This window comes from Sulfitobacter mediterraneus (assembly GCF_003054325.1).
Taxonomy (GTDB): domain Bacteria; phylum Pseudomonadota; class Alphaproteobacteria; order Rhodobacterales; family Rhodobacteraceae; genus Sulfitobacter; species Sulfitobacter mediterraneus.
Genome location: NZ_QBKU01000010.1, coordinates 25,920 through 46,942 on the forward strand (window position 1 = coordinate 25,920; position 21,023 = coordinate 46,942).

At 58.3% G+C, this 21,023-nt stretch carries 27 protein-coding genes and 2 tRNA genes; 13 read left to right on the plus strand and 16 right to left on the minus strand.

Translation table 11 applies throughout. The features are described 5' to 3' along the window. The first annotated feature begins 238 nt into the window (after positions 1–238). Positions 239–901 carry a L,D-transpeptidase gene (locus C8N31_RS15410; protein WP_025048621.1) on the plus strand — a complete coding sequence of 221 codons (663 nt, stop codon included), beginning with the start codon at positions 239–241 and terminating at the stop codon, positions 899–901. Here C8N31_RS15410 and C8N31_RS20580 read toward each other — a convergent pair. Beyond that, positions 898–1,167: a hypothetical protein gene (locus C8N31_RS20580; protein ID WP_107992387.1), complete on the minus strand. Its 270-nt coding sequence runs from the start codon at positions 1,165–1,167 to the stop codon at positions 898–900. The genes C8N31_RS15410 and C8N31_RS20580 overlap by 4 nt on opposite strands. Positions 1,168–1,687: 520 nt before the next feature. Here C8N31_RS20580 and C8N31_RS15420 point away from each other — a divergent pair. From C8N31_RS15420 to C8N31_RS15435, 4 genes are all read left to right on the plus strand, one after another. Next, on the plus strand, positions 1,688–2,320 hold the full coding sequence (locus C8N31_RS15420; RefSeq protein WP_025048622.1) for a tyrosine-type recombinase/integrase: 633 nt from the start codon (positions 1,688–1,690) through the stop codon (positions 2,318–2,320). Between the two features lie 193 nt (positions 2,321–2,513). Continuing rightward, the gene (locus C8N31_RS20730; protein WP_037918647.1) at positions 2,514–2,780 is read left to right on the plus strand and encodes a DUF3489 domain-containing protein; all 267 of its coding nucleotides are present in this window, start codon (positions 2,514–2,516) and stop codon (positions 2,778–2,780) included. After that, complete coding sequence (locus C8N31_RS15430) at positions 2,780–3,235, plus strand: DUF2924 domain-containing protein (protein ID WP_025048624.1); 456 nt, start codon at positions 2,780–2,782, stop codon at positions 3,233–3,235. Before C8N31_RS20730 ends, C8N31_RS15430 begins: the two co-directional genes overlap by 1 nt. Continuing rightward, a complete protein-coding gene (locus C8N31_RS15435; protein ID WP_025048625.1) occupies positions 3,232–4,920 on the plus strand; it encodes a recombinase family protein in 1,689 nt (562 codons plus the stop codon). Before C8N31_RS15430 ends, C8N31_RS15435 begins: the two co-directional genes overlap by 4 nt. A 186-nt stretch (positions 4,921–5,106) precedes the next feature. Here the strand turns inward: C8N31_RS15435 and C8N31_RS20400 are convergent. Beyond that, a tRNA-Tyr gene (locus C8N31_RS20400) sits at positions 5,107–5,190 on the minus strand. A 111-nt stretch (positions 5,191–5,301) separates the two neighbouring features. Between C8N31_RS20400 and rlmB the strand changes: the two genes are divergently transcribed. From rlmB to C8N31_RS15450, 3 genes are all read left to right on the plus strand, one after another. Continuing rightward, positions 5,302–6,078 carry a 23S rRNA (guanosine(2251)-2'-O)-methyltransferase RlmB gene (gene rlmB, locus C8N31_RS15440; protein ID WP_025048626.1) on the plus strand — a complete coding sequence of 259 codons (777 nt, stop codon included), beginning with the start codon at positions 5,302–5,304 and terminating at the stop codon, positions 6,076–6,078. A 9-nt stretch (positions 6,079–6,087) separates the two neighbouring features. Continuing rightward, positions 6,088–6,399: a hypothetical protein gene (locus C8N31_RS15445; protein ID WP_025048627.1), complete on the plus strand. Its 312-nt coding sequence runs from the start codon at positions 6,088–6,090 to the stop codon at positions 6,397–6,399. A 221-nt stretch (positions 6,400–6,620) separates the two neighbouring features. Continuing rightward, entirely contained in the window at positions 6,621–7,088 is a 468-nt protein-coding gene (locus C8N31_RS15450) for a CoA-binding protein (protein WP_025048628.1), read from the plus strand. On the opposite strand, the gene C8N31_RS15455 is transcribed toward C8N31_RS15450, so the two are convergent. From C8N31_RS15455 to hisA, 3 genes are all read right to left on the minus strand, one after another. Continuing rightward, positions 7,085–7,396, minus strand: a complete 312-nt coding sequence (locus C8N31_RS15455; protein ID WP_025048629.1) for a phosphoribosyl-ATP diphosphatase — start codon at positions 7,394–7,396, stop codon at positions 7,085–7,087. The two genes, C8N31_RS15450 and C8N31_RS15455, sit on opposite strands and share 4 nt — an antisense overlap. Beyond that, the gene (hisF, locus tag C8N31_RS15460) at positions 7,393–8,154 is read right to left on the minus strand and encodes an imidazole glycerol phosphate synthase subunit HisF (protein ID WP_025048630.1); all 762 of its coding nucleotides are present in this window, start codon (positions 8,152–8,154) and stop codon (positions 7,393–7,395) included. The genes C8N31_RS15455 and hisF overlap by 4 nt, the downstream gene beginning before the upstream one ends. A gap of 93 nt (positions 8,155–8,247) precedes the next feature. Then, positions 8,248–8,967: a 1-(5-phosphoribosyl)-5-[(5-phosphoribosylamino)methylideneamino]imidazole-4-carboxamide isomerase gene (gene hisA, locus C8N31_RS15465; RefSeq protein WP_025048631.1), complete on the minus strand. Its 720-nt coding sequence runs from the start codon at positions 8,965–8,967 to the stop codon at positions 8,248–8,250. Positions 8,968–9,100: 133 nt separating this feature from the next. On the opposite strand from hisA, the gene C8N31_RS15470 reads away from it, so the two are divergent. Together C8N31_RS15470 and C8N31_RS15475 are read left to right on the plus strand one after the other, a co-directional pair. Next, the gene (locus tag C8N31_RS15470; RefSeq protein ID WP_025048632.1) at positions 9,101–9,487 is read left to right on the plus strand and encodes a DUF2147 domain-containing protein; all 387 of its coding nucleotides are present in this window, start codon (positions 9,101–9,103) and stop codon (positions 9,485–9,487) included. Between the two features lie 78 nt (positions 9,488–9,565). Continuing rightward, positions 9,566–9,973: a DUF2147 domain-containing protein gene (locus tag C8N31_RS15475; protein WP_025048633.1), complete on the plus strand. Its 408-nt coding sequence runs from the start codon at positions 9,566–9,568 to the stop codon at positions 9,971–9,973. Here C8N31_RS15475 and hisH read toward each other — a convergent pair. Together hisH and hisB are read right to left on the minus strand one after the other, a co-directional pair. After that, positions 9,970–10,608 carry an imidazole glycerol phosphate synthase subunit HisH gene (gene hisH, locus C8N31_RS15480; RefSeq protein ID WP_025048634.1) on the minus strand — a complete coding sequence of 213 codons (639 nt, stop codon included), beginning with the start codon at positions 10,606–10,608 and terminating at the stop codon, positions 9,970–9,972. The genes C8N31_RS15475 and hisH overlap by 4 nt on opposite strands. An 11-nt stretch (positions 10,609–10,619) precedes the next feature. Next, positions 10,620–11,207 carry an imidazoleglycerol-phosphate dehydratase HisB gene (hisB, locus tag C8N31_RS15485; protein WP_025048635.1) on the minus strand — a complete coding sequence of 196 codons (588 nt, stop codon included), beginning with the start codon at positions 11,205–11,207 and terminating at the stop codon, positions 10,620–10,622. A 130-nt stretch (positions 11,208–11,337) separates the two neighbouring features. Between hisB and C8N31_RS15490 the strand changes: the two genes are divergently transcribed. Next, complete coding sequence (locus C8N31_RS15490) at positions 11,338–11,577, plus strand: Lrp/AsnC ligand binding domain-containing protein (protein ID WP_025048636.1); 240 nt, start codon at positions 11,338–11,340, stop codon at positions 11,575–11,577. Continuing rightward, a complete protein-coding gene (locus C8N31_RS15495) occupies positions 11,574–11,924 on the plus strand; it encodes a hypothetical protein (protein ID WP_025048637.1) in 351 nt (116 codons plus the stop codon). Before C8N31_RS15490 ends, C8N31_RS15495 begins: the two co-directional genes overlap by 4 nt. A 2-nt stretch (positions 11,925–11,926) precedes the next feature. Here C8N31_RS15495 and C8N31_RS15500 read toward each other — a convergent pair whose 3' ends face one another. Together C8N31_RS15500 and C8N31_RS15505 are read right to left on the minus strand one after the other, a co-directional pair. Then, positions 11,927–12,919: a response regulator gene (locus C8N31_RS15500; RefSeq protein ID WP_025048638.1), complete on the minus strand. Its 993-nt coding sequence runs from the start codon at positions 12,917–12,919 to the stop codon at positions 11,927–11,929. Positions 12,920–13,172: 253 nt separating this feature from the next. Further along, positions 13,173–13,247, minus strand: a tRNA-Gly gene (locus C8N31_RS15505). Positions 13,248–13,525: 278 nt separating this feature from the next. Here C8N31_RS15505 and C8N31_RS15510 point away from each other — a divergent pair. Next, positions 13,526–14,773, plus strand: a complete 1,248-nt coding sequence (locus C8N31_RS15510; RefSeq protein ID WP_025048639.1) for an MFS transporter — start codon at positions 13,526–13,528, stop codon at positions 14,771–14,773. Here C8N31_RS15510 and C8N31_RS15515 read toward each other — a convergent pair. The 7 genes from C8N31_RS15515 to C8N31_RS15545 form a co-directional block, all read right to left on the minus strand. Next, positions 14,770–15,159 (minus strand): MAPEG family protein, encoded by a 390-nt coding sequence (locus tag C8N31_RS15515; protein ID WP_025048640.1) that lies wholly within the window; start codon positions 15,157–15,159, stop codon positions 14,770–14,772. The genes C8N31_RS15510 and C8N31_RS15515 overlap by 4 nt on opposite strands. A 213-nt stretch (positions 15,160–15,372) precedes the next feature. Further along, complete coding sequence (gene ctaD, locus C8N31_RS15520; protein WP_025048641.1) at positions 15,373–17,046, minus strand: cytochrome c oxidase subunit I; 1,674 nt, start codon at positions 17,044–17,046, stop codon at positions 15,373–15,375. Between the two features lie 337 nt (positions 17,047–17,383). Next, on the minus strand, positions 17,384–18,514 hold the full coding sequence (locus tag C8N31_RS15525; protein WP_025048642.1) for an aminodeoxychorismate synthase component I: 1,131 nt from the start codon (positions 18,512–18,514) through the stop codon (positions 17,384–17,386). Beyond that, entirely contained in the window at positions 18,515–18,793 is a 279-nt protein-coding gene (locus tag C8N31_RS15530) for a Dabb family protein (protein WP_025048643.1), read from the minus strand. Between the two features lie 200 nt (positions 18,794–18,993). Next, positions 18,994–19,674: a lipoyl(octanoyl) transferase LipB gene (lipB, locus tag C8N31_RS15535; protein ID WP_025048644.1), complete on the minus strand. Its 681-nt coding sequence runs from the start codon at positions 19,672–19,674 to the stop codon at positions 18,994–18,996. A gap of 39 nt (positions 19,675–19,713) precedes the next feature. Then, positions 19,714–20,109: a hypothetical protein gene (locus C8N31_RS15540; protein WP_025048645.1), complete on the minus strand. Its 396-nt coding sequence runs from the start codon at positions 20,107–20,109 to the stop codon at positions 19,714–19,716. An 83-nt stretch (positions 20,110–20,192) separates the two neighbouring features. Beyond that, complete coding sequence (locus C8N31_RS15545; RefSeq protein ID WP_025048646.1) at positions 20,193–20,870, minus strand: DsbA family oxidoreductase; 678 nt, start codon at positions 20,868–20,870, stop codon at positions 20,193–20,195. Positions 20,871–21,023 lie beyond the last annotated feature (153 nt).

Below are 21,023 nucleotides of genomic sequence, written 5' to 3' on the forward strand. Positions count from 1 at the left end.
GTCGACCTGCATGCATCTGGCTTGCAGAGAAGGGTCAGTTATCACTCGTGACCGGCATGGTTCGTGTGGTTCACTGGAAATGTCTGCATGGCGCGCTTCGAGTTGCTGCCGACGTTACACAAGCGCGTGTGAAACAGACTTTCTTCTTGAAATACAATTACATGTAGAATGTACTACTCAGTAGTATGGAGTGCTCCGAGGGTGCGACATCTGGCCAAGACAACTGAGACTGGAACCGATGCTTACGAGACGACATTTCATCGCGACCGGCACGGCGCTTTTCTCAACGCCGATTGCACCTCCCGTGCTCGCGAGTACTTGGCCGACAGCGTCGCAAAAAGCGGCCTGGGATGCGCAGGTGACACCTGCGAATTTCGATCTCGAGACCTCGAACCCCTGGGGTCTGCAGCCGCGTTTCCTGCCGCGTCGGGTTGAAGCGCGAGTTGGTCTGACGCCCGGAGACATCCATGTCGATGCAGTGGCACGGTATCTCTATCATATTGAAGAGGGCGGGACAGCGATGCGCTATGGCGTGGCGATTGCCCGCGGTAATCTTTACGAGCCGGGGACCTACACGATCAGACGCAAGGTTGAGTGGCCGCATTGGACGCCAACCAAATCCATGATCGAACGCAATCCAGAATACGCCCAGTTCGAAGATGGACAGGAGCCGGGACCAACGAACCCCCTTGGGTCCCGTGCTCTGTATCTATTTGTCGGACAGCGCGACACGTACCTGCGAATCCATGGATCGCCGCAGTCGAGGTCAATTGGCGGGCGGGCGAGCTCTGGATGTGTCCGAATGGTCATGGCGCATATTAACGAACTTTATCCCAGGGTCGCGATCGGATCGACCGCGTATCTTTACTCCGCTGAAGATAGTGTCACCGCACGCAGCTAGGTTGCGGGCTTGACGCAGATTGGATTGCCGCCAGCCGTCCTGAGCGGCAAAGGCGTTGTTTCAACCGGACCCGCATGCATGTACCAGTAACAGTTGTCCTCCGGCCGCAGATAGGCGGTCGCGAGGTCCTGGCTTGGTGCTGCCAATTCTACAATATTTACCGGCAGGGGCGGGCGTGACGACGCCCCTCGTGAATTCGAGAAAGACTCAGAGCAAGCCCCCAGCGCGAAAACGGTTGTAAGTAGAATCGCGCTTCGTACGTTCATGAACTGATAGTCCTACTGGTTGGCTTCATCTAACGGGTCTCTTTCCGTTCTTGCATCCAACGATACACGGCGCAATGCTCAGATAGAACCAGCGGCAGAGATATTCGGTAAATATGGATGGAGCTAAATTTATCCGGTTTCAGATTGGAGCGTTTGCGCGGCTATGGAATCCGGCAGTCACAAGCCGACGCTCAGATAATTAGCATAAGGTAGGATCTGTACTTCAGCGTGAGTTCACACACACACAACCCTTCGTTCAGCCAACCCTACAGTTGCGATGACCCTTGTACTGGGTCCCGCCATCGGTTGGAGATTGCGGGTTTAAATGTCCGTATTGTCCAGATACGGAGCCTTGGTGCACGGCGCAGCATTGGTCACATTGGGCTCTTTTCGGTCGATCGCTGCGTGTGTCACGAAGGTCTGGTGGGCTGAAGGAACCGGCCATTCGATCAATTGGTAGTATAGGTCGGTTGACGCGGTGTCGATGCCTGGAGCGGGAGGGACGGATGGAGGACGATCAATGTCCAATATTCAACTTCCCGCCATCAAACCGAAACCTGGGGCTTGGAACAAGGGGCGACTTATCGGCCAGAAACGCCCACTGCTCGCTAAACAGGTCTGGGCCATCCGCGCCCGGCTGGAACTCGCGGGCAACCTCAGGGACCTGGCGCTCTTTAATCTTGCGATCGATAGCAAGCTGCGAGGTTGTGACCTCGTTCGTCTTAAAGTCACTGATCTCGTTGTCAGTGACCGAGTTCGGGAACGCGTGACCGTTGTCCAAAGCAAGACGCAAAGGCCGGTTCAATTCGAAGTGTCCGAGAACACCCGCGACTCCATCTGGAATTGGATGTGTCGCCCGGAGATGCTCGGATGTACGTTCTTGTTTCCCAGCCGCTTCCACGACAGGCCGCATGTATCGACCCGGCAATATGCACGTCTGGTCCGTGATTGGGTGGCCGCGATTGGTCTTGATCCGAGTGGTTATGGCACGCACTCGCTACGACGCACCAAGGCCGCACTGATCTACCGCAAAACCGGCAACCTGCGCGCAGTGCAGCTTTTACTCGGCCACAGCAAGGTGGACAGCACAGTTCGATACTTAGGTGTCGAGCTGGAAGACGCGCTGAGTATCGCTGAAAAGATCGACATATGAGGATTAAGCGGGCGGCGGCAGCTGCCCGCCATTCCTAGTGTTTGACTGTCGTTTGGTTGTCGATCTTCCACTGGACTTCCGGGCAAGGGTGAGCGTCACTGACGTCGTTGAACGAATTGAGTCTCCCGCCCGGAACGCCGGGCTTTGGTCAGTACGGGGCGCAAGAAAGCCCTGCGACCAAGAGGAGACGATAATGACCGAACAACATGCTGCGGCCCTTTCAACCGCCCCCGCGACGTCCAGGTCGGCAAAGCCAGCGGGCAAGAGTAAGACCGAGATGCTTCACAAGCTGCTAGCGCGCCGCGGTGGGGCAACGGTTGCTCAGATTCAAAGACAACTCGGCTGGCAACCCCACACTGTGCGCGCGGCGATCTCGCGGCTGAGATCGGCGGGAGCGCTGATCGAACTTGACCGGTCGGGAAGAGTGGCCCGCTACCGCATTACTTCCGGAGGGAGCTAATGAGTTCCGCGGATACCAGCATCGAACTCCAGTGGTTGAAAGAAACTGACGCAGCTATGCTCCGACAGCTTTGGATTGAGGCAAGGGGCTCAGCACCGCCTCGGACCTTCACGGCACGCCTGATGCGACAGGCGTTGGCTTGGGATGCGCAGGCCACCCTCTCTGGGGGTGAAGCGGCCGGAACGCGTCGAGCATGGAGCCGGGTTATCCGGGCCCGGACCGACACGCGGTCCGCACAAGCCCAAAGTGGCGCTATGCCTGCCACTGTTGGCAATGGAACCCGCATCCTGAAGGCATGGGGCGGGGACACCCATGAAGTGGTGATCACAGCGGACGGTGGCGCGATCTGGAATGGTAAAGGCTATTCCTCGCTGTCGGCAGTGGCGCGGGCGATGACCGGGACCAACCGCAACGGGCCCAGGTTCTTTGGTTTGCGCGAGGTCGCAAAGCCATGATCCGCCAGCGCTGCGCCATCTACACCCGCAAGTCGACCGAGGAGGGGCTGGAGCAGGACTTCAACTCGTTGGACGCGCAGCGTGAGGCCTGTGCGGCCTACATCCTCAGCCAAAAGCATGAGGGCTGGGCAGAGCTCTCTGATCGTTATGACGATGGGGGGTTCTCCGGCGGATCCATGGATCGACCGGGACTTACACAATTGCTCAAAGATGTGGAGGCAGGCCGTGTCGACGTCATCGTTGTCTACAAGGTGGACCGCCTGACCCGGTCGCTGGTGGACTTTGCGAAGATGGTCGATCTCTTTGACGGGGCAGGGGTGTCGTTCGTGTCGGTCACCCAAGCCTTCAATACGACATCGTCTATGGGTCGTCTGACCCTAAACGTCCTATTGTCATTCGCCCAGTTCGAGCGCGAGGTGACGGCTGAGCGCATCCGGGACAAGGTTGCAGCTTCCAAACGTAAGGGGATGTGGATGGGGGGCGCGGTGCCAATTGGGTACGACGTCAACGACAAAGCCTTGATTGTTAACCCGGTTGAGGCCGAAGCGATCCGCACCATATTTGCCGAGTATCTGGCGGCCGGATCGGTACGCGAACTGTCCGACAGGCTCGAGGCGCTCAGCATCGTAAGCAAACGCCGGACAGACCGGTACGGGCGCACGACGGGAGGAACGTCCTTCTCACGTGGGGCGCTCTACAACATCCTGCGCAACCCCATCTACATCGGCAAGACCCGTCACAAGGATGAGCTCTATGATGGGTTACATGAGGCCATCATTGACGATGCTACCTGGCAGCAAGTGCAGGAACTGCTTGCAAACCACGGTGGCAAGAAGATCGCAACGTCCCGACGGTCGGCTCGGCGCCTGCTGGACGGGCTGCTCTTTGATTCCGTAGGCCGTCCAATGCGCACGACCTACACCATCAAGTCGACGCGCACGGGCGGAACAGAACAATCGCGGCGGTATTGGTATTACACATCCAAGCCAACTAGTTCAGACGACCATAGCCGTATCGAACGTTTTCCGGCCGGAGAAGTCGAGCGGCTGGTTCTCAGTGGGATCATAAACCACTTGGCGGACAAGACCTGGCTGACCCAGCAAATTGGATCGACGGTCGATCTTGATCCACGTTCGCTCCCGGAGATCCTCGCGGCGGCGGATGCCTGGTGTGCCCAAGCCGAGGTAATAAATGACGACACAGAATCTCAGCATCTCAACGGGTTGATCGATCGCATTGATGTAACAAATGGACGGTTTTTTGTTCAGATCAATCTGGGTGCGTTGCTGTCATCTGAGACAACCCAACATTTGATTCATGCCGCCTTGGAGTTCTCATTCAAGAAGCGTCAGAACGGTCGGGCGAAGCCGATCGTCATTGCGCCGCCGGATGCACCGCAGCCAGACCGAGACCTCATCAACCTTGTTGCTGATGCGAGAAAGTGGTGGGCCGAACTTCTTGACGGCAAGTCCAGCACCGTCCGCCAGATCGAAGATCGCGAAGGACTCCGAAGTGGTTCGGTCAGTCGCATCCTGCCCCTGGCCTGGCTGGCGCCGGATATCTCAACGGCTATTCTCGAAGGCCGTCAGCCACAACATCTCACAGCAAAGAAGTTGCGCAGCCTTCCGGAACTACCGCTGGACTGGCAAGAACAGCGGAAGATTCTGGGCTTTCCGCATCAATAGCGCATCCAAGCCTGCCTCAAGACCTCTCGCGCAAATGCGCCACTGAGACTTCTGCCTATATCGCGCTGAAATGGCCCTGAACAGAGACGTAATGAGAGGTCACTGCTGCCACTACCCCTCGTAACTCACGGAAAATTAAACACTATCCAGAGAAGATGAGCCCGGTATGGTTTTGTGGAGACTGAGTGGTGGGCGACCCTGGAATCGAACCAGGCGTGCGTCTCCGCGAGGGAGTTACAGTCCCCTGCCACACCTTGCGGCCTGTCGCCCACTTACCTTCTGTGCATTGCACCGAACGTGGAGGCGTGATTACAAGCGACCCTGACAGGCGTCAAGGCGAAAACCGACCTGAGGGCGCGACAATTTTTTGAGGATGGCGAAATGAAAAAACCAAAGTGGGTCGTGCAAAAAGAGCAGGACAAAAAAGCCGAGGCAAATGCGACGCTTTGGCTCTTTGGTTTGCATGCGGTGCGCGATGCGTTGGTGAACCCGGCGCGGGAGAAATTGACGCTGATGGTGACGCCAAATGCGCAGATCAAACTGGAAGAGGCGATTGCGGAGGCAGGCATCACGCCGCAGGTTGTCGATCCGCGCAAGTTCCATCCACCAATCGACCCCGGTTCTGTGCATCAGGGCGCTGTTCTTGAGGTCAAACCGCTTAATTGGGGCCGGTTGGAGGACGTTTGCATCGGCGATTCTGCGCCCCGTGTGTTGCTTTTGGACCGGGTGACCGACCCACATAACGTTGGCGCGATCCTGCGCTCTGCCGAGGTGCTGGGCGCTTCTGCGGTGGTGGGCACACGGCACCATTCCGCGCCGGAAACTGGGGCATTGGCCAAAACCGCTTCTGGCGCGCTTGAGCGGCAGCCTTATTTGCGGGTGCGCAATCTGGCCGATGCGATCCGGGCGTTACAGAACATGGGCTATCTGGTGCTCGGTCTTGATGGCGAAGCCACCCAAACCATCGAAGCGGCAGTGGAGGGCAAACGCGACCGCCCTGTGGCACTGGTGCTGGGGGCCGAGGGGCCGGGGCTGCGCGAAAAGACCCGTGAAACCGTGGATGCTCTGGTACGGATTGACGCATCGGGGCAGTTTGGGTCGCTCAATGTCTCCAACGCCGCCGCAATCGCCCTATATGCCACCAAGGATCATTCCTAAGAGGGCACAATGGGCGGACCAACCAAGATCGCGACCTGCTGTCACTGCGGCAGCAAGGCGGCACTGAAACTGGGCAAAGGACGGCAGGAGCTGTCCTGTGCCAGCTGCGGTGCGCCCCTGCGCCAGCTCAAGGCGCTGCCTGTGAAACCCGCGCCGCGCCCGGCGGCGATCAGCCACCAACCGGCGCTGCGTGATTTTGCCGGACAAGCGCAGCCACAGCGCAAACGCCGGAAAAAGCCCAAAAAAAAGAAGATGTTCGGCGGAAAATTCAAAGATTTCGCCGAGGATCTGTTCGATTTTGTCGAAGACATCTTTGACTGAAGCCGCGCGGATCGGCGGGATATTGCCCGTTTGTTAACAGAATGTTCATCCGCGCCCTGCTACCCCTTTGAAAGCAGCGCAAGAAACTTACCTTTTGTGTGCAGGCCGGTTTGGAACCACCGGCTGATGCTTTACTGTCCCTCGTTCCGTACCTTCGCGCCCCATTGCCCTTTGGCAATCGGGGCGCTTTTTTCTTTTGATGCAAGGGGGTAGGGTGAGGCATGACCTATTCCGATGCCTGGCTGAAAACCATCCTGACCCGCACCAAACGCATTGCTGTGGTTGGGGTTTCGATGAACCCCGTGCGCCCCAGCTATTATGTGGCGCGGTACCTTGGGCTGCGCGGGTATCAGGTGATCCCGGTCAACCCGCGCCATGCCGGTGAGGTGCTTTTTGGTCAGACTGTGGTTGGCAGCCTTGGCGAAATCGAAGGCGGCGTTGATATGGTGGATATTTTCCGCCGCTCCGAAGCTGTGCCTGAGATTGTGGACGAGGCCCTTGAGGCATTCCCAAACCTACAAACCATCTGGATGCAGATCGGTGTCGAACACGCGGAAGCTGCGGCCAAAGCCGAAGCGAGCGGTGTCGATGTGGTGCAGAACCGTTGTCCCAAGATCGAATATCAACGCCTGTTCGGAGAGCTGCGGCAGGGCGGCTTTGCCACGGGCGTGATTTCCAGCAAGCTTTAGGGCGCGCGCGAAGCTTTCTCAGCGATGCCAGACTGGCTTTGCCGTGTGGCAAGCGTATCCAGCACATCAGACAACGGCACATCCCGTGCGGCCAGCATCACCAGCAAATGATAAAGCACATCTGCCGCTTCACCCGTGAGGGCGTCGCGGTCGCCTTTGACGGCTTCGATGATGGCCTCCACGGCCTCTTCGCCGAACTTCTCGGCACATTTCTCCGGGCCTTTGGCTAAAAGCTGTGCGGTCCAGCTGCTGGAGGGGTCCGCGTCCTTGCGGGCGAGGATCGTGGCGTAAAGATCATCCAGGGTCATGTCAGCCTCATCGGGATGCCTGCGGCGGCCATATGCGCCTTGGCTTCGGCTATGGTATATTCGCCAAAGTGAAAGATCGAGGCGGCCAGCACAGCTGAGGCACCACCTTTGGTTACGCCGTCCACCAGATGATCCAAAGTGCCAACACCGCCGGAGGCGATCACCGGCACATGGACCGCATCCGAAATGGCGCGGGTCAGGGGCAGGTTAAAGCCCTGTTTGGTGCCGTCCCGATCCATCGAGGTCAGCAGGATCTCACCCGCGCCCTTGGCGGTCACGGTGCGGGCAAATTCGACCGCGTCTATGCCCGTGGGCTTGCGGCCGCCATGAGTAAAGATTTCCCATTTGCCGGGCGAGACTGTTTTGGCGTCAATCGCGCAGACGATGCATTGGCTGCCAAATTGGTTGGCGGCCTCGGCGATCACATCAGGGTTGGCCACGGCAGCGGAGTTGAAGCTGACCTTATCCGCACCCGCCAACAAAAGCGCCCGCACATCGGCAGAGCTGCGCACCCCGCCGCCCACTGTCAGGGGGATATAGCAATGCTCCGCCGTGCGGCGCACCAGATCAAACATCGTGCCGCGGTTTTCATGGGTCGCGTGAATATCGAGAAAACACAGCTCGTCCGCGCCAGCGGCGTCATAGGCGATGGCGGCATCTACCGGATCGCCCGCATCGCGCAGGCCGACAAAGTTCACGCCTTTGACGACGCGGCCATCAGCAACGTCAAGGCAAGGGATGATGCGGGTTTTGAGCATGGGTGTGGTTTAATCCGCTGTTGTCTTTGGGGCAAGCGCCGGGGGGCTTTGCGCCCCCCGGACCCCCCGCAGAGGTTTTTTGGCCAAATGAAGTTAGGGGGCAAGGGCCGAGAGCGCTGCCTTGAGATCTATCGCGCCGTCATAAAGAGCGCGGCCCGAGATGGCCCCTTCGATCACGCCGGTTTGTTTGAGGGCGATGAGGTCATCCAGCGAGGACACGCCGCCGGAGGCGATCACCGGGATCGACACCGCGCGGGCCAGATCGGCGGTGGCCTCGATGTTGGGGCCGCCCATTGCGCCATCGCGCATGATGTCTGTGTAGATAATGGCCGCAACGCCCGCGTCCTCAAAGGATTTGGCAAGATCGGTGACCATCACATCGGTTTCTGTGGCCCAGCCTTTGGTGGCCACGCGGCCACCGCGGGCATCAATACCGACCGCAACCTGCCCCGGAAAGGCTTTTGCAGCCTCGCGCACGAGATCGGGGTTTTCGACGGCAACCGTGCCAAGGATCACCCGCGCCAGTCCCTTGTCTAGCCAACCTTCGATGGTGGCCATATCGCGGATACCGCCGCCCAGCTGCGCCGGCACCTTGCATGCCTTGAGGATGGCCTCGACTGGCGCCGCGTTGACCGGCGTTCCGGCAAAAGCACCATTGAGATCAACCAGATGCAACCATTCACAACCGGCCTCGACAAAGCTGCGGGCCTGCGCGGCGGGATCGTCGTTGAACACGGTCGAGCGATCCATGTCACCATGTACGAGGCGCACAGCCTGGCCGTCTTTGAGGTCAATTGCGGGATAGAGGATCATGGTCTGTCCTTATGATCTGAAGTTGGGTCCGGTTATGCATGTTGCGGGGCGATTTGCAACGCGACCCAAGGTCAGCCTTGCCTGAAAGGGGGAGGATCGCACAGACTGGCCCCAGAAAATGGGGAGGAATGACATGAAAACGATGATCACAGCGGCGCTGTTTGCACTTGGTCTGGCCGGGGGCGCCTTGGCTGATCCTGCGGTTGGAACTTGGAAAACACAGGTCGATGACGGAGCCTATGCCCACGTAAAGATGGCGCCTTGCGGCGGCGCGGTTTGCGGCAAGATCGCCCGCACGTTCAATGACAGCGGCGAATACAAATCCAAAAACCTGGGCAAAACCCTTGTTATTGATATGAAAGCCGAAGGCGGCGGCAAGTACAAAGGCAAGGTTTGGCGGCCCTCCAAGGACAAGATCTATATCGGCAAGATGGCGGTCTCGGGCAACACGTTGAAGCTGTCGGGTTGCGTTGCGGGTGGTTTGATCTGTTCAAAACAGACATGGCAACGCCTGAACTAACTTCGGCAAGACATTGAAAGTTGAGGCGCAGAAGGGTAATCCTTACTGCGCCTTTTCTTTTTGGTGGGAGACCCGGCCATGACCGTCTTCAGAGTGATCGCTGCCAGTGCATGCGCCGCTGTCCTAGGCAGCGCCGCGCTGGCGCAAAGTGCGCAGGTGGAGGTGCCGCTGGGACTGTGGAAGTCCGAGCCGGATCGGCGCGGCATTGTGCTGAATGTGCGGACCAAGCCTTGCGGACGGTCGATGTGCGGACGGGTGGAGCGGGTCAAGGACAGGCGAGGCTATGACACGCCTTCAACCATGGTGGGGCAAAAAGTGCTCTGGGATCTGAAGCCGCAGCCAGATGGCAGCTTTCTGGGGAAAATGGTGGACAGCCAGGGCAACTGGTTGTCCGAAACCCGGATTGAGGCGCGTTCAGGCAAACTGCATCTGCGGACCTGCGGGGATGATGGTTGTCAGGATCTGGTCTGGAAACGCCTGCGTTAGGGCTTCCAGTTCAGAAAATTGGCAATCAGGCGCAGGCCAGTGGCCTGGCTTTTTTCGGGGTGAAACTGCATGCCCAACATGGTGCCGCGTCCGATGATCGCGGTCACATCACCGGCGTAGTCGACATGTGCAAGCCGCTGTGCCTCGTCTTGCACAACCATATGATATGAATGCACAAAATAGGCGTGATCGCCGGTTGAGACACCATCAAATACCGCATGTGGGTGGTCGATCACCAGGTCGTTCCAACCCATGTGCGGCACTTTCAGGCTTGGGTCCGCAGGGGTGATTTTGGTCACTTCCCCGCCAATCCAGTCCAGGCCGGACGTGTCAGAATATTCGCGGCCCAATGTGGCCATCAGCTGCATCCCGACACAGATGCCAAGAAAGGGGCGGCCTTTCACTTCGACCGCTTCGACCATCGCATCATATAGCCCGCCAGAGCCTTTGAGCGCGGCCATGCAGGCCGGAAACGCGCCGTCTCCGGGCAGCACAAGACGGTCGGCTTTTGCCACAACATCAGCATCGGCGGTGACGATCACGTCGCCTGCGCCAACTTCATCGGCCATCCGCTCAAACGCCTTGTGCGCCGAATGCAGATTGCCGGATTCGTAGTCAATTATCGCGGTCAGCATGCAGCTTTTCCTCAGAGGGCGCCTTTGGTCGAAGGAATATCCCCCGATTTGCGGGGATCAACCTCGACCGCCTCGCGCAGCGCCCGTGCCACGGATTTGAACGCCGCCTCAACGATGTGGTGGCTGTTGATCCCGTGCAGCATATCGACGTGCAGCGTGATGCCGCCCTGTGTGCCGAACGCCTGAAAAAACTCGCGCACCAGCTCGGTGTCGAAAGTCCCGATCTTGGCGGTGGGAACGTCCACGTTCCAGATCAAAAACGGCCGCGCCGACAGATCCAGCGCTGTGCGGATTTGGGCGTCATCCATCGGCAGCAAACAGGCGCCATAGCGGCGGATGCCGCGTTTGTCGCCCAATGCCTTGGCCAATGCCTGACCCAAGGTGATGCCCACATCCTCAACCGTGTGGTGGTCGTCAATGTGCAAATCTCCCTTGGCGCGGATTTTCATATCAATCAGCGAATGCCGGGCCAATTGGTCAAGCATGTGATCAAAAAAGCCAACACCGGTCTGGTTGTCATAAGCGCCGGTGCCGTCGAGATTGATCTCAACAGTGACATCGGTTTCTGCGGTGGTGCGGGTCAAAGTCGCTGTGCGCATGGGGGTCTCCTGCGGTTTCGCGTCCTTATACCAGCGCAGGCGGGCAGGCCAAGGGCAATGGCGCCTACGATCAGGGATTGCGGCGCATTGGGGCATGTGAGAGTCTGGGCCAAACCAGAATGAGGCTGTTATGAGCACTTGCGTCTTTATCCAGATCCGTTGCCGCCCCGGTTCGACCTACCGTGTGGCCGAAGAAATTGCCCTGCGCGAAATCCACTCAGAGCTGTACTCCACCTCGGGTGATTATGATTTGCTGATGAAACTCTATATCCCTAAAGGCGAGGATGTCGGCGTCTATATCAATGATCGTTTGCTGGATATTGATGGGATTGAACGCTCGCTCACCACGATGACATTCAAGGTCTTTTGACCCTGCGGTGGCCTCTGGCGGCGGCTGCGGTTTTGGCGGCCAGTCTGTCAGCGCATCCTGCCGCTGCCGCGCGCACCTATGAGGGGGAGGAGGCCGCAGCGCTGCGCTGTGCCAATATGCTGGCTTTGACGGCGGTGACCCTCGCCGGGGCGGACTTGATCGGAGATCAGGAAAAAGAGGTGATGTTGGGGGTGACTGTGCTGATCCTTGAACGGCACGTCAGCGGCACGTGGCGGCAAAAGAAAGCCGCGCTAGAGATTGTCCGCGACCGGCGCAGTTTTCCCGATACATTGGATGATTACCGGCGCAACGCCGCACGCTGTCTGGCGCAATTCCCGATCAACTAGGATCAGACCAAATGCACGCCCGGAGTGGTGGCCTTGCGCGCCGCAGCAGAGGCGCGGCCAAGCTTTGCCTTGCTCTTTTCACGCATCATGGCGCGGCCGATCGCACGGTCAAAGGTCTTTTTCACCCGCTGGTTGCGGCTGGCGTTCGGGGTGATCGGATTGCCGATCGACACGCTCAGCCCCATTGAGGTGCCGTCATCAAAAAGTGCCGCCCCCTGATCGAGAACCGCATGCACCTGATCTTCGATTTCGGGCCATTGCGGTGGCTCGCTGCCCTGCATGATCGACAGGAACACGCCGTCCCCCTGATAGGTCATCAACATATGCGGGCAATCCACCACTTCCGAAATGGCATCGACCACCTCGGTCAGCGCGATGGCAAATTCATGGGTCTGGCACCGGGCAAACAGCCCGTCGATGTCTTCGACTTTGGTTGCAAAGATGGTGCAGGCATCCAACCGGCGGCGCGACAGCTGCGACAGGTAATTGCCCAGAGAAAAGGGCAAAATCAACTGGTTGAGATGTGAGATACGCACCGGATCAGCCAGATCAAAGGCATGGTGGCCCGGTTCTGCCACGATCTGATCTAGCGGATCAAGACGCGGCACAAGGTCCGTGGTTTCTGTCATCCGGCGTGCAACCCGCACCCGTGTGACCATCTCTTTGACGTCAAAAGGTTTGGTGATGTAGTCGTTGGCTCCGGCGGCAAAGGCGCTTTCGATGCGTTTGTGATCAGTGACCGAGGTCAGCATCAGAATTGGCGTATTGCGATAGCGCGGCAGGGCGCGGATACGCTCGCACAGGGTGATGCCGTCCATCTCAGGCATCTCGACATCCAGCAAAAGGCAATCATATTCGACATCCGGATCGGCCAGATGGCTCAGTGCGGCAGGGCCATTGCTGGCAAGGGTAATGTCCGGCAAGTCGGCTTGTTTGAACACAAGCGGCAAAAGATCAAGGATCAGTGGATCATCATCAACAGCCAAGAGTCTCATTGCGTACCTCTCCGATTTTTTCCCGCGCCTTCTGGCAAGTGGAATGTCATCTTTGCCATCCATTAACCCTGAGAAATCGGCGAAATTATGACGCTGATGCCCACATTGCCCGCACATTTGGTATTTTTCGATATGATATATGGCGGCTGTGCAAAATGTTGCCGATTTGCAAGATCGTTTAAACCGAATTTAAAAACCAAAAAGGCCGCCCGAAGGCGGCCTCTTGATGTCCTGTTGGGTGACAGGATCCGAATGGAGCGGGCGAGGCGATTCGAACGCCCGACCCTAACCTTGGCAAGGTTATGCTCTACCCCTGAGCTACGCCCGCATCCTTCGGATATGGGGGGAATACCCATCTGCGCTGGGGGCCGCAAGAGGGAAAAACAGCCAAACTGCACTTTTTTTAACTGATCCGGTTTTTGTTTGTTTTGGCCGTGTTGGAGGGGGCTGTTCACATCGGTTTTCTGGATTGTCTGCCGGAGGTGGGCGCAAAAGGACAGGCCGCTGCGGTTCTTTCGAAACACTTGCGCCCTGTTGTTGCCGCGAAAGCGATCGGCGCTTGACCTTTGCCGGTATCCATCGTGGCCTGCGCCAAAAGGGGCGCCCATGCAAAAGTCACTGCTTATCCGTTTCATCACTGCCAGCGGCGTGACCAACCTTGCCGATGGGATTGCCACGGTGGCCTGGGCTTGGCTGGCCTCGCTGTTGACCCGTGATCCTTTGATGATCGCGTTGGTGCCTGTGGCCTTGCGGTTGCCGTGGTTTGTCTGCGCCATTCCGGCAGGGATCATCACCGATAGGGTGGACCGCCGCAAACTGATCCTGTGGATGGATGTGCTGCGCGGGCTGGCCTTTGTGGTTGTGGCGCTGGTGCTGTGGTCGGTCACGCCGCTGGTGGATGCGCCGCAGACCGGCACATCTTATCCTGCGGTGTTTGGTATGGTCTTGTTGGCGGCGATGGTTGTGGGTATCGCGGAGGTGTTCCGCGACAATGCCGCCCAAACGATGCTGCCGGCGATTGTACCGCATGAGGCTTTGGAAAAGGCCAATGGCCGGTTGTGGAGTGTCGAACTGGTCGGCAATGCGCTGCTCGGTCCGGCGGTGGGGGCGACGCTGATCGCGATAGCCGTGCCCTTGCCCTTTGCCCTTAACGCGCTGGCCTATGTCATTGCGGTGGTGCTGATCTGGCAGATGGCTGGTAATTTCCGCCCGCAAGCGCAAACCGACCGCCACTGGCGCCGCGAATTGATGCAGGCCGTGCAGTTCTTGCGCGGCAATCCACTGTTGCTGGCGCTGGCGTGGATCACAGGCTTTTGGAACTTGCTATACGAGATGGTCGCGATCGGGCTGATCCTGCATGCGCAGGAAAACCTGAACATCGGGGCGCAAACCTATGGCTTGATCCTTGCCGCAGGGGCGGTGGGCGGCATCTTTGGCGGCTGGTGCGGCGATCCGATCATCCGCCGGCTGGGCGGCAAACGCACCGCGCAATGGATGCTGGCACTTTCTGCGCCCGCCTTTGCCGGAATGGCCCTTGCACCCGGCCCGGTGGCCCTCGGGATTGTGCTGATGCTGTTCAGCTTTACCGGCCTTGTTTGGAACACGGTCTCGGTGTCCTACCGCCAACGAGCGATCCCAGATGCGATGCTGGGGCGGGTCAACAGCCTCTATCGCTTGCTGGCGTGGGGGATGATGCCCGTCGGATTGCTGCTGTCCGGGATGATCGTGCGGCTGGCCGAAGCGCCGCTTGGCCGCGATCTGGCCCTGACCGCGCCATTCTGGGTCGGCACCTTGGGCGCGGCTGTCTTGGGCGCACTGGGCTGGCGTGCCCTGAACCGCTGGTTCCCGACCTAGATCACCGCATGGGCCAACAGGCCCAAGGCGGTCACCGCCATCATCAGCAGGGTCAAGAGCATCCCAAGCTGGCGCAACACGATCTTTTGCGGTGTGGCGGCAAAGCCAAGCGCATGCAAAACGCGCCCCGCCAACAGGGTGAGCCCCATCAGATGCAGCGCCACGGCAGGGCTGCCCATCAACTCGCTCATCACCATCAGCAACAGGGCCAGCGGCGCATATTCGGCGCAATTGGCCTGCGCCCGCATCCGCTTGAGCAGGTTCTTGTCGCCGGTGTCACCCAGCGACAACCGGTTTGCCCGCCGGTACAGGATCACCCGCCAACTGAGACCAAGAAACAGCAAAACAATAAGGGCGGCATAAATCGGCGTGATGGTCAGGGTCATGATCGGGCTCCTTTGCGGCAACCCTAACCCGTTTTGCCAAGTGGCCAAGCCTGACCCTGCGTCGCGCTGCCCCCTGCTTCATTTGGCAAGAAAAACTCAAGAGCCCGATCAATGCCAACCGCACCCGCAGCGATGGAGCGCCCATGCCCCAATCTCCCCAAAGAAAAAGGCCCCAACCGCCGTTGGAGCCTTTGATGTTTTTAAACCGTCACCTTAGTGGCCGGGTTGTTTGTCCCAGTCTTCCTGTTTGGGCAGGATTTCAAAGGTATGCTCTGGTGGTGGGCTTGGCAAAGTCCACTCAAGCGTGTCGGCATATTCGTTCCATGGGTTGTTGGCTGTGCTGATCGCGCCGCGGCGCAGGGCATAGGCCATGATCCCAAAGAAGAAGATGAAGGAGGCAAAGCTCAGGAACGCGCCCCAGCTGGACCACTGGTTCCAATAGGCAAATGCCTCAGGATAGTCGATGTAGCGGCGCGGCATGCCCTGACGGCCCAAGAAGTGCTGTGGGAAGAAGGTCAGGTTGGCCCCGATAAACATCATCCAGAAGTGCAGCTTGCCTGCCCATTCAGGATACATACGGCCGGTCATCTTGGGGAAGTAGAAGTAAACCCCCGCAAAGATCGCGAACACCGCACCAAGGCTCATCACATAGTGGAAGTGCGCCACAACGTAGTATGTGTCGTGGTAATAGCGGTCCACAGCAGCCTGAGACAGAACGATACCGGTCACGCCACCAACGGTGAACAGGAACAGGAAACCGAACGCCCAAAGCATCGGAGTTTTCATCTCAACCGAACCGCCCCACATGGTGGCAATCCAAGAGAAGACTTTAACCCCTGTCGGCACCGCAATCACCATCGTGGCCAGCATGAAATAGGCCTGCTGGTTGAGGGTCATGCCCACGGTGTACATGTGGTGCGCCCATACGACAAAGCCCAATGCACCAATCGCGATGATCGCCCAGACCATCGGCAGATAGCCAAAGATCGGCTTCCGAGAGAACGTCGCAATCACGTGGCTGATGATACCAAAGCCGGGCAGGATGATGATGTACACTTCCGGGTGGCCAAAGAACCACAAGATGTGCTGGTAGAGAACCGGATCACCGCCGCCTGCTGGATCAAAGAAGGCAAAGCCAAAGTTACGGTCCATCAGCAACATGGTGATCGCGCCCGCCAGAACTGGCAGGGACAGCAGGATCAACCAGCTTGTGACAAAGATCGACCAGCTAAAGAGCGGCACCTTGAACAGGGTCATACCGGGGGCACGCATGTTCAGGAAGGTGGTGATCATGTTGATCGCACCCAGAATGGACGAGGCACCCGAGACGTGTACCGCAAAGATCGCCAGATCCATCGACATGCCGCCTTCTTTGACGGACAGCGGTGGATAGAGAACCCAGCCCACACCGGACCCCAGCTGGCCATTGCCGCCGGGCGACAGAACCGAGCAAACAGCCAATGTTGTACCAGCCACATAAAGCCAGAACGACAGGTTGTTCATCCGCGGGAACGCCATGTCAGGTGCGCCGATTTGCAGCGGCATAAAGTAGTTGCCAAAGCCGCCAAAGAGCGCCGGAATTACCACGAAGAACATCATTAGGATGCCGTGGCCCGTGATCAAAACGTTCCAAAGGTGGCCGTTTGGCGTACAATCTGCCGATGCATCGGCAAAGAAACGCGCGCCTTCCATACACATGTACTGGACACCCGGATCCATCAGTTCAAGCCGCATGTAAACGGTGAACGCGACCGAAATAAACCCGACGAGGGCTGATACGATCAGGTACAAAATACCGATGTCTTTGTGGTTTGTTGACATGAACCAGCGGGTAAAGAACCCGCGATCGTCATGGTGGTCTTGGCCGTGAATGGCTGCGTCTGCCATGCGGTGCCTCCTAGATAAAGATTTTTGATACACCACGCCTGTTGGCTGACGCGGTGCGCAGTCCCGTTTGTTCTAGTGCGGCTTTCGCTGAGGGGCAATGGGCGGGTTTGCCGCAGGAGCAGGTTATTTTTGTTAAGTCCGGTGGAAAGCGGGCCGATTTGCCCTGATCTTGGGGGAAAGCATCCGAATGTCCCAAAAGGGCCGGGGATGAGCGGCGCAGAGGCCTGCCGCGGGTGGGCAAAGCCATCCCAATGATTCCCCGCCCTACGCTGCCCGCGATGACGCCCCTCAATCGGGCCAAAGGGGCATGCGCCAATGGGTCTAAAAGTGCGAAAGCCTAAAGTTGCGCAAAGGCGGATTTGAGCAAGGCCTCGTCATATTCGCTTTGGGCACTGCTGTCATAGACCACCCCGCCGCCCACGTTCAGTCGCGCCTGACCAGTCGGCCCGCAGATCAAGGTGCGGATCGCCACGTTGAACTCCATCGCCCCGTCCGGCGCGATCCAGCCGATCATGCCGCAATAGGCATCGCGCGGTGCGGTCTCCAAACGCGCCAGAATTTGCATCGCACGGATCTTGGGCGCACCGGTGATGGACCCACAGGGAAACAGGGCCAGCAGAATGTCGGAAAGCCCGCAGTCTGGCTTGATGGTCGCCGTGACCTCGGAAATCATCTGATGCACAGTGGCGTAGCTTTCGATTTCAAAAAGCGATGGCACCTGTACGCTGCCGATCTGGGCAATCCGGGCAAAATCATTGCGCAGCAGGTCGGTGATCATCAGATTTTCGGCCTGATCTTTTTCAGAGCCAGCCAGTTGCGCCCTGAGAGCGGCATCCTCAGTGCGGTCCGCGCTGCGTTTGATGGTGCCCTTCATCGGCCGCGCCCGCAGTTGCCCGTCCGCAGACAGGGAAAAGAACAGTTCCGGCGAGCGGCACAATAGTTTTGTTGCGCCCAGATCGACAAAGGCGCCGTAGGGAACAGATTGCTTTTGCCTGAGTCTTTCATAAAGCCGCCGGAGGCACCCTTCATATGTGGCGGTGATAGGGAAGGTCAGGTTGGCTTGGTAGATGTCACCGGACTTTAGGAAATCATGAACGGTATCAAAGGCTTCTTTGTAGGTCTCAAAGCACCACTCTGGCGTGAATGTGCCAAGCCGGGCAGCGTTATCTGCGGGCACCTCAGTCGGAGCCACGACCTGATCAAACACACCAAAGCGCAATAGCGGTTCGTCGGCGGATGTGTGGTGATCCCGAAAAATATCCGGGGTCAGCGCATAGCCCAATTCGTAGGACGCGCTGCCTGCGAGCCATTTTCCGGCTTGCTGCGCCGCTTCCATCGCTTGCAATGCCGGGCCAACCTCATCGGGATACCAAGCCTCGATGATGTCTTCGGGATCTCGAAAAAGAGAACCTGACCCAAGCGGCCCCCGGTCAAACAAGACCGATGCCGTCAGCTTGTCTTGCGTCACCTAAAAATCAGCCGCAATGCGCAGATCGCGAAGCGGGCGCACGATATCGATGCAATCTTGGTAGATCTGGTGGGCGCGGTAGGCGGTCAACGCCGCGTCGTCTTCGAATTCGGCATAGACGATGACGTCAACCTCGTTGCCAAACCGGTCTTCGTTCCGATTGCGCGACACTTCAAAATGTTTGACTGACGGGATCTCAGCCAGTTTCGATAGCCCATCAACGATGCGGTCAATGTCATCGGGGTTCTTGGCGCTGAAAAAGACAACGTGGCGGATGATTTCGGATCGGGGGTCTTGTTCTGGCACTTGAGTGGTCCTGCGCGACATGGGGAAGGGGGATGGGAAATCTGCCGATTGCCGAAATGGGGGGTTAGATCAATTGCGCCTATTGCTACAAAATTCTTGACACTGACAAGGGTAAAAAGGGCGGATAGGCGGGCAATTTTCAGGGGGGCGTTTGGCTCAGGTCTGACCGCAGGTTAGCTTGGCAATGTGCAAGCCCCATCCGGTTGCGCATCAAACACCTGATCAAAGGTTGCCCGCAGCGCGACATCGACATCATCCATGGTGACCGGCAACCCCATATCAACCAGCGAAGTCACCCCGTGCTGGGTGATGCCGCAGGGGACGATGCCGGTGAAATGCTCCAGATCCGGTTCCACATTGATACTGATGCCATGAAAGCTGACCCATTTGCGCAGGCGAATGCCAATTGCCGCAATCTTGTCTTCGGCGGGTGTGCCATCGGGCTGTGGCGGCTTTTCGGGGCGCTGTACCCAGACCCCGACCCGGCCATCGCGGATTTCGCCGCGCAGGTTGAACTGATCCAGCGTGGCAATCACCCAAGCCTCAAGCTGCCGCACAAAACAGCGCACGTCGCGCCCACGTGCGGCCACGTTCAACATCACATAAGCCACCCGCTGTCCCGGTCCATGATAGGTGTACTGCCCGCCGCGTTTTGTCTCATAAACGGCAAAGCGGTCCGGATCTGTCAGGTCTTCGATCTTGGCAGAGGTGCCAGCGGTATAAAGCGGCGGATGTTCTACCAGCCAGATACATTCCTCAGCCTCGCCCGCCGCGATTGCATTGGCGCGGGCCTCCATCCAGGCTTCGGCCTCGCGGTAATCGGTCAAGCCGTCTGTTGTGATCCATTCTACCATGGGCACGGTCTAGCCTGTCATTGGAGGCGGGGAAAGGGATCAATCGCGGTTCAGGACGGTCTGATCCTGCGCAGGAAAGGGCAGGGATCGACAATAGCCGGGCAAGGCAACACCATAGCGGACCCAACGCCGCGCTATCATTCTGCGTTTGGAGATACAGACCAAGCCGCCCTTGCGAACCTGCACCAGCCGGTCTGCGGTACGCACCAGCCGAGTCCGGCCATCGGCTTCAAACAGAACGACACGATCAGACATATCTTTGCCCGCGACCTGCTGAACATCCAGAACCACCGACCAGCGGTAATCAACACTCAACAAAACGCCGTATAGCCCAACCGCAATTGCCAAAAAGAGCCCGGCAAGCCCGAACCGCGCTGCCCAGCCGGAGGGCTGGGTCGGTGAGATATTTAAGTTGATGCGCGGGGGCGGTGCCATCTGAACCAAATGCCAAAGCTTTTGGACATTCTTATGACGTCACGGCGCGATCAGTGGCTGTGACCACGCGTCTGATCTCTCCGTCAGGCGGCCTCATCGGTCTCTTGCACCACTTTCATCAGCATTTGCGCATAATTTTCTGCGCCTTGCGCCCCGGTCAGCAGATACTTCCCCGCAAACACCATCGAAGGCACGCCCGAAATCCCCCGCGAAGTCCAGAATTGCTGTCGTGCGCGGGTTTCCTCTGCATGGCTGCCGCTTTCCAGCACCTCTGCGGCGGCATCGCGGTCAAGGCCGACCGACTGCGCCGTGTCCAGCAGAACCTCCTGCGTCGAGACATCCTTGCCATCCTGAAAATGCGCCGCAAACAGCGCCATCTTCAGTGGATGTTGCAACCCGTGTTCCTGCGCCCATTCCAACAGTTGATGCGCGGCAAAGGTGTTTACGATCCGGCTGTCCGGTCCAAAATTGAAGGCAAAGCCAAGCGACTGTCCCAGATCGATCAGATGTTTACGGTTCTGCGCGGATTGCTCTGCCGAGGCGCCGTATTTCTCAGCGATATGTTCAGTCAGGTTCTGCCCCTCGGGCGGCATCGCCGGGTTCAATTCGAACGGATGCCACCGAATGTAGGCGCCCACACCGGTCATTCCCAGCGCCTGCTCAAGCTGTTTGAAACCAACAATGCACCACGGACACATCACGTCAGAGACAATATCAATTTGAAGGGCCGGTGCGTCGGGCTTGGGTGTTTGGTCTGACATGGGAGCCTCACATTTGGGGGGTAAGCGGTGAAGATTGGCACGAAAATGCTGTGTTTCAAGGGCAAAAGCGCGATTTGTGATCAACTTTAGCTTGGCCCCCAAGCAACCTGTGGTAGCCTTGTTGCCAATAGAGTGATTCAATTTTTGGAGCGG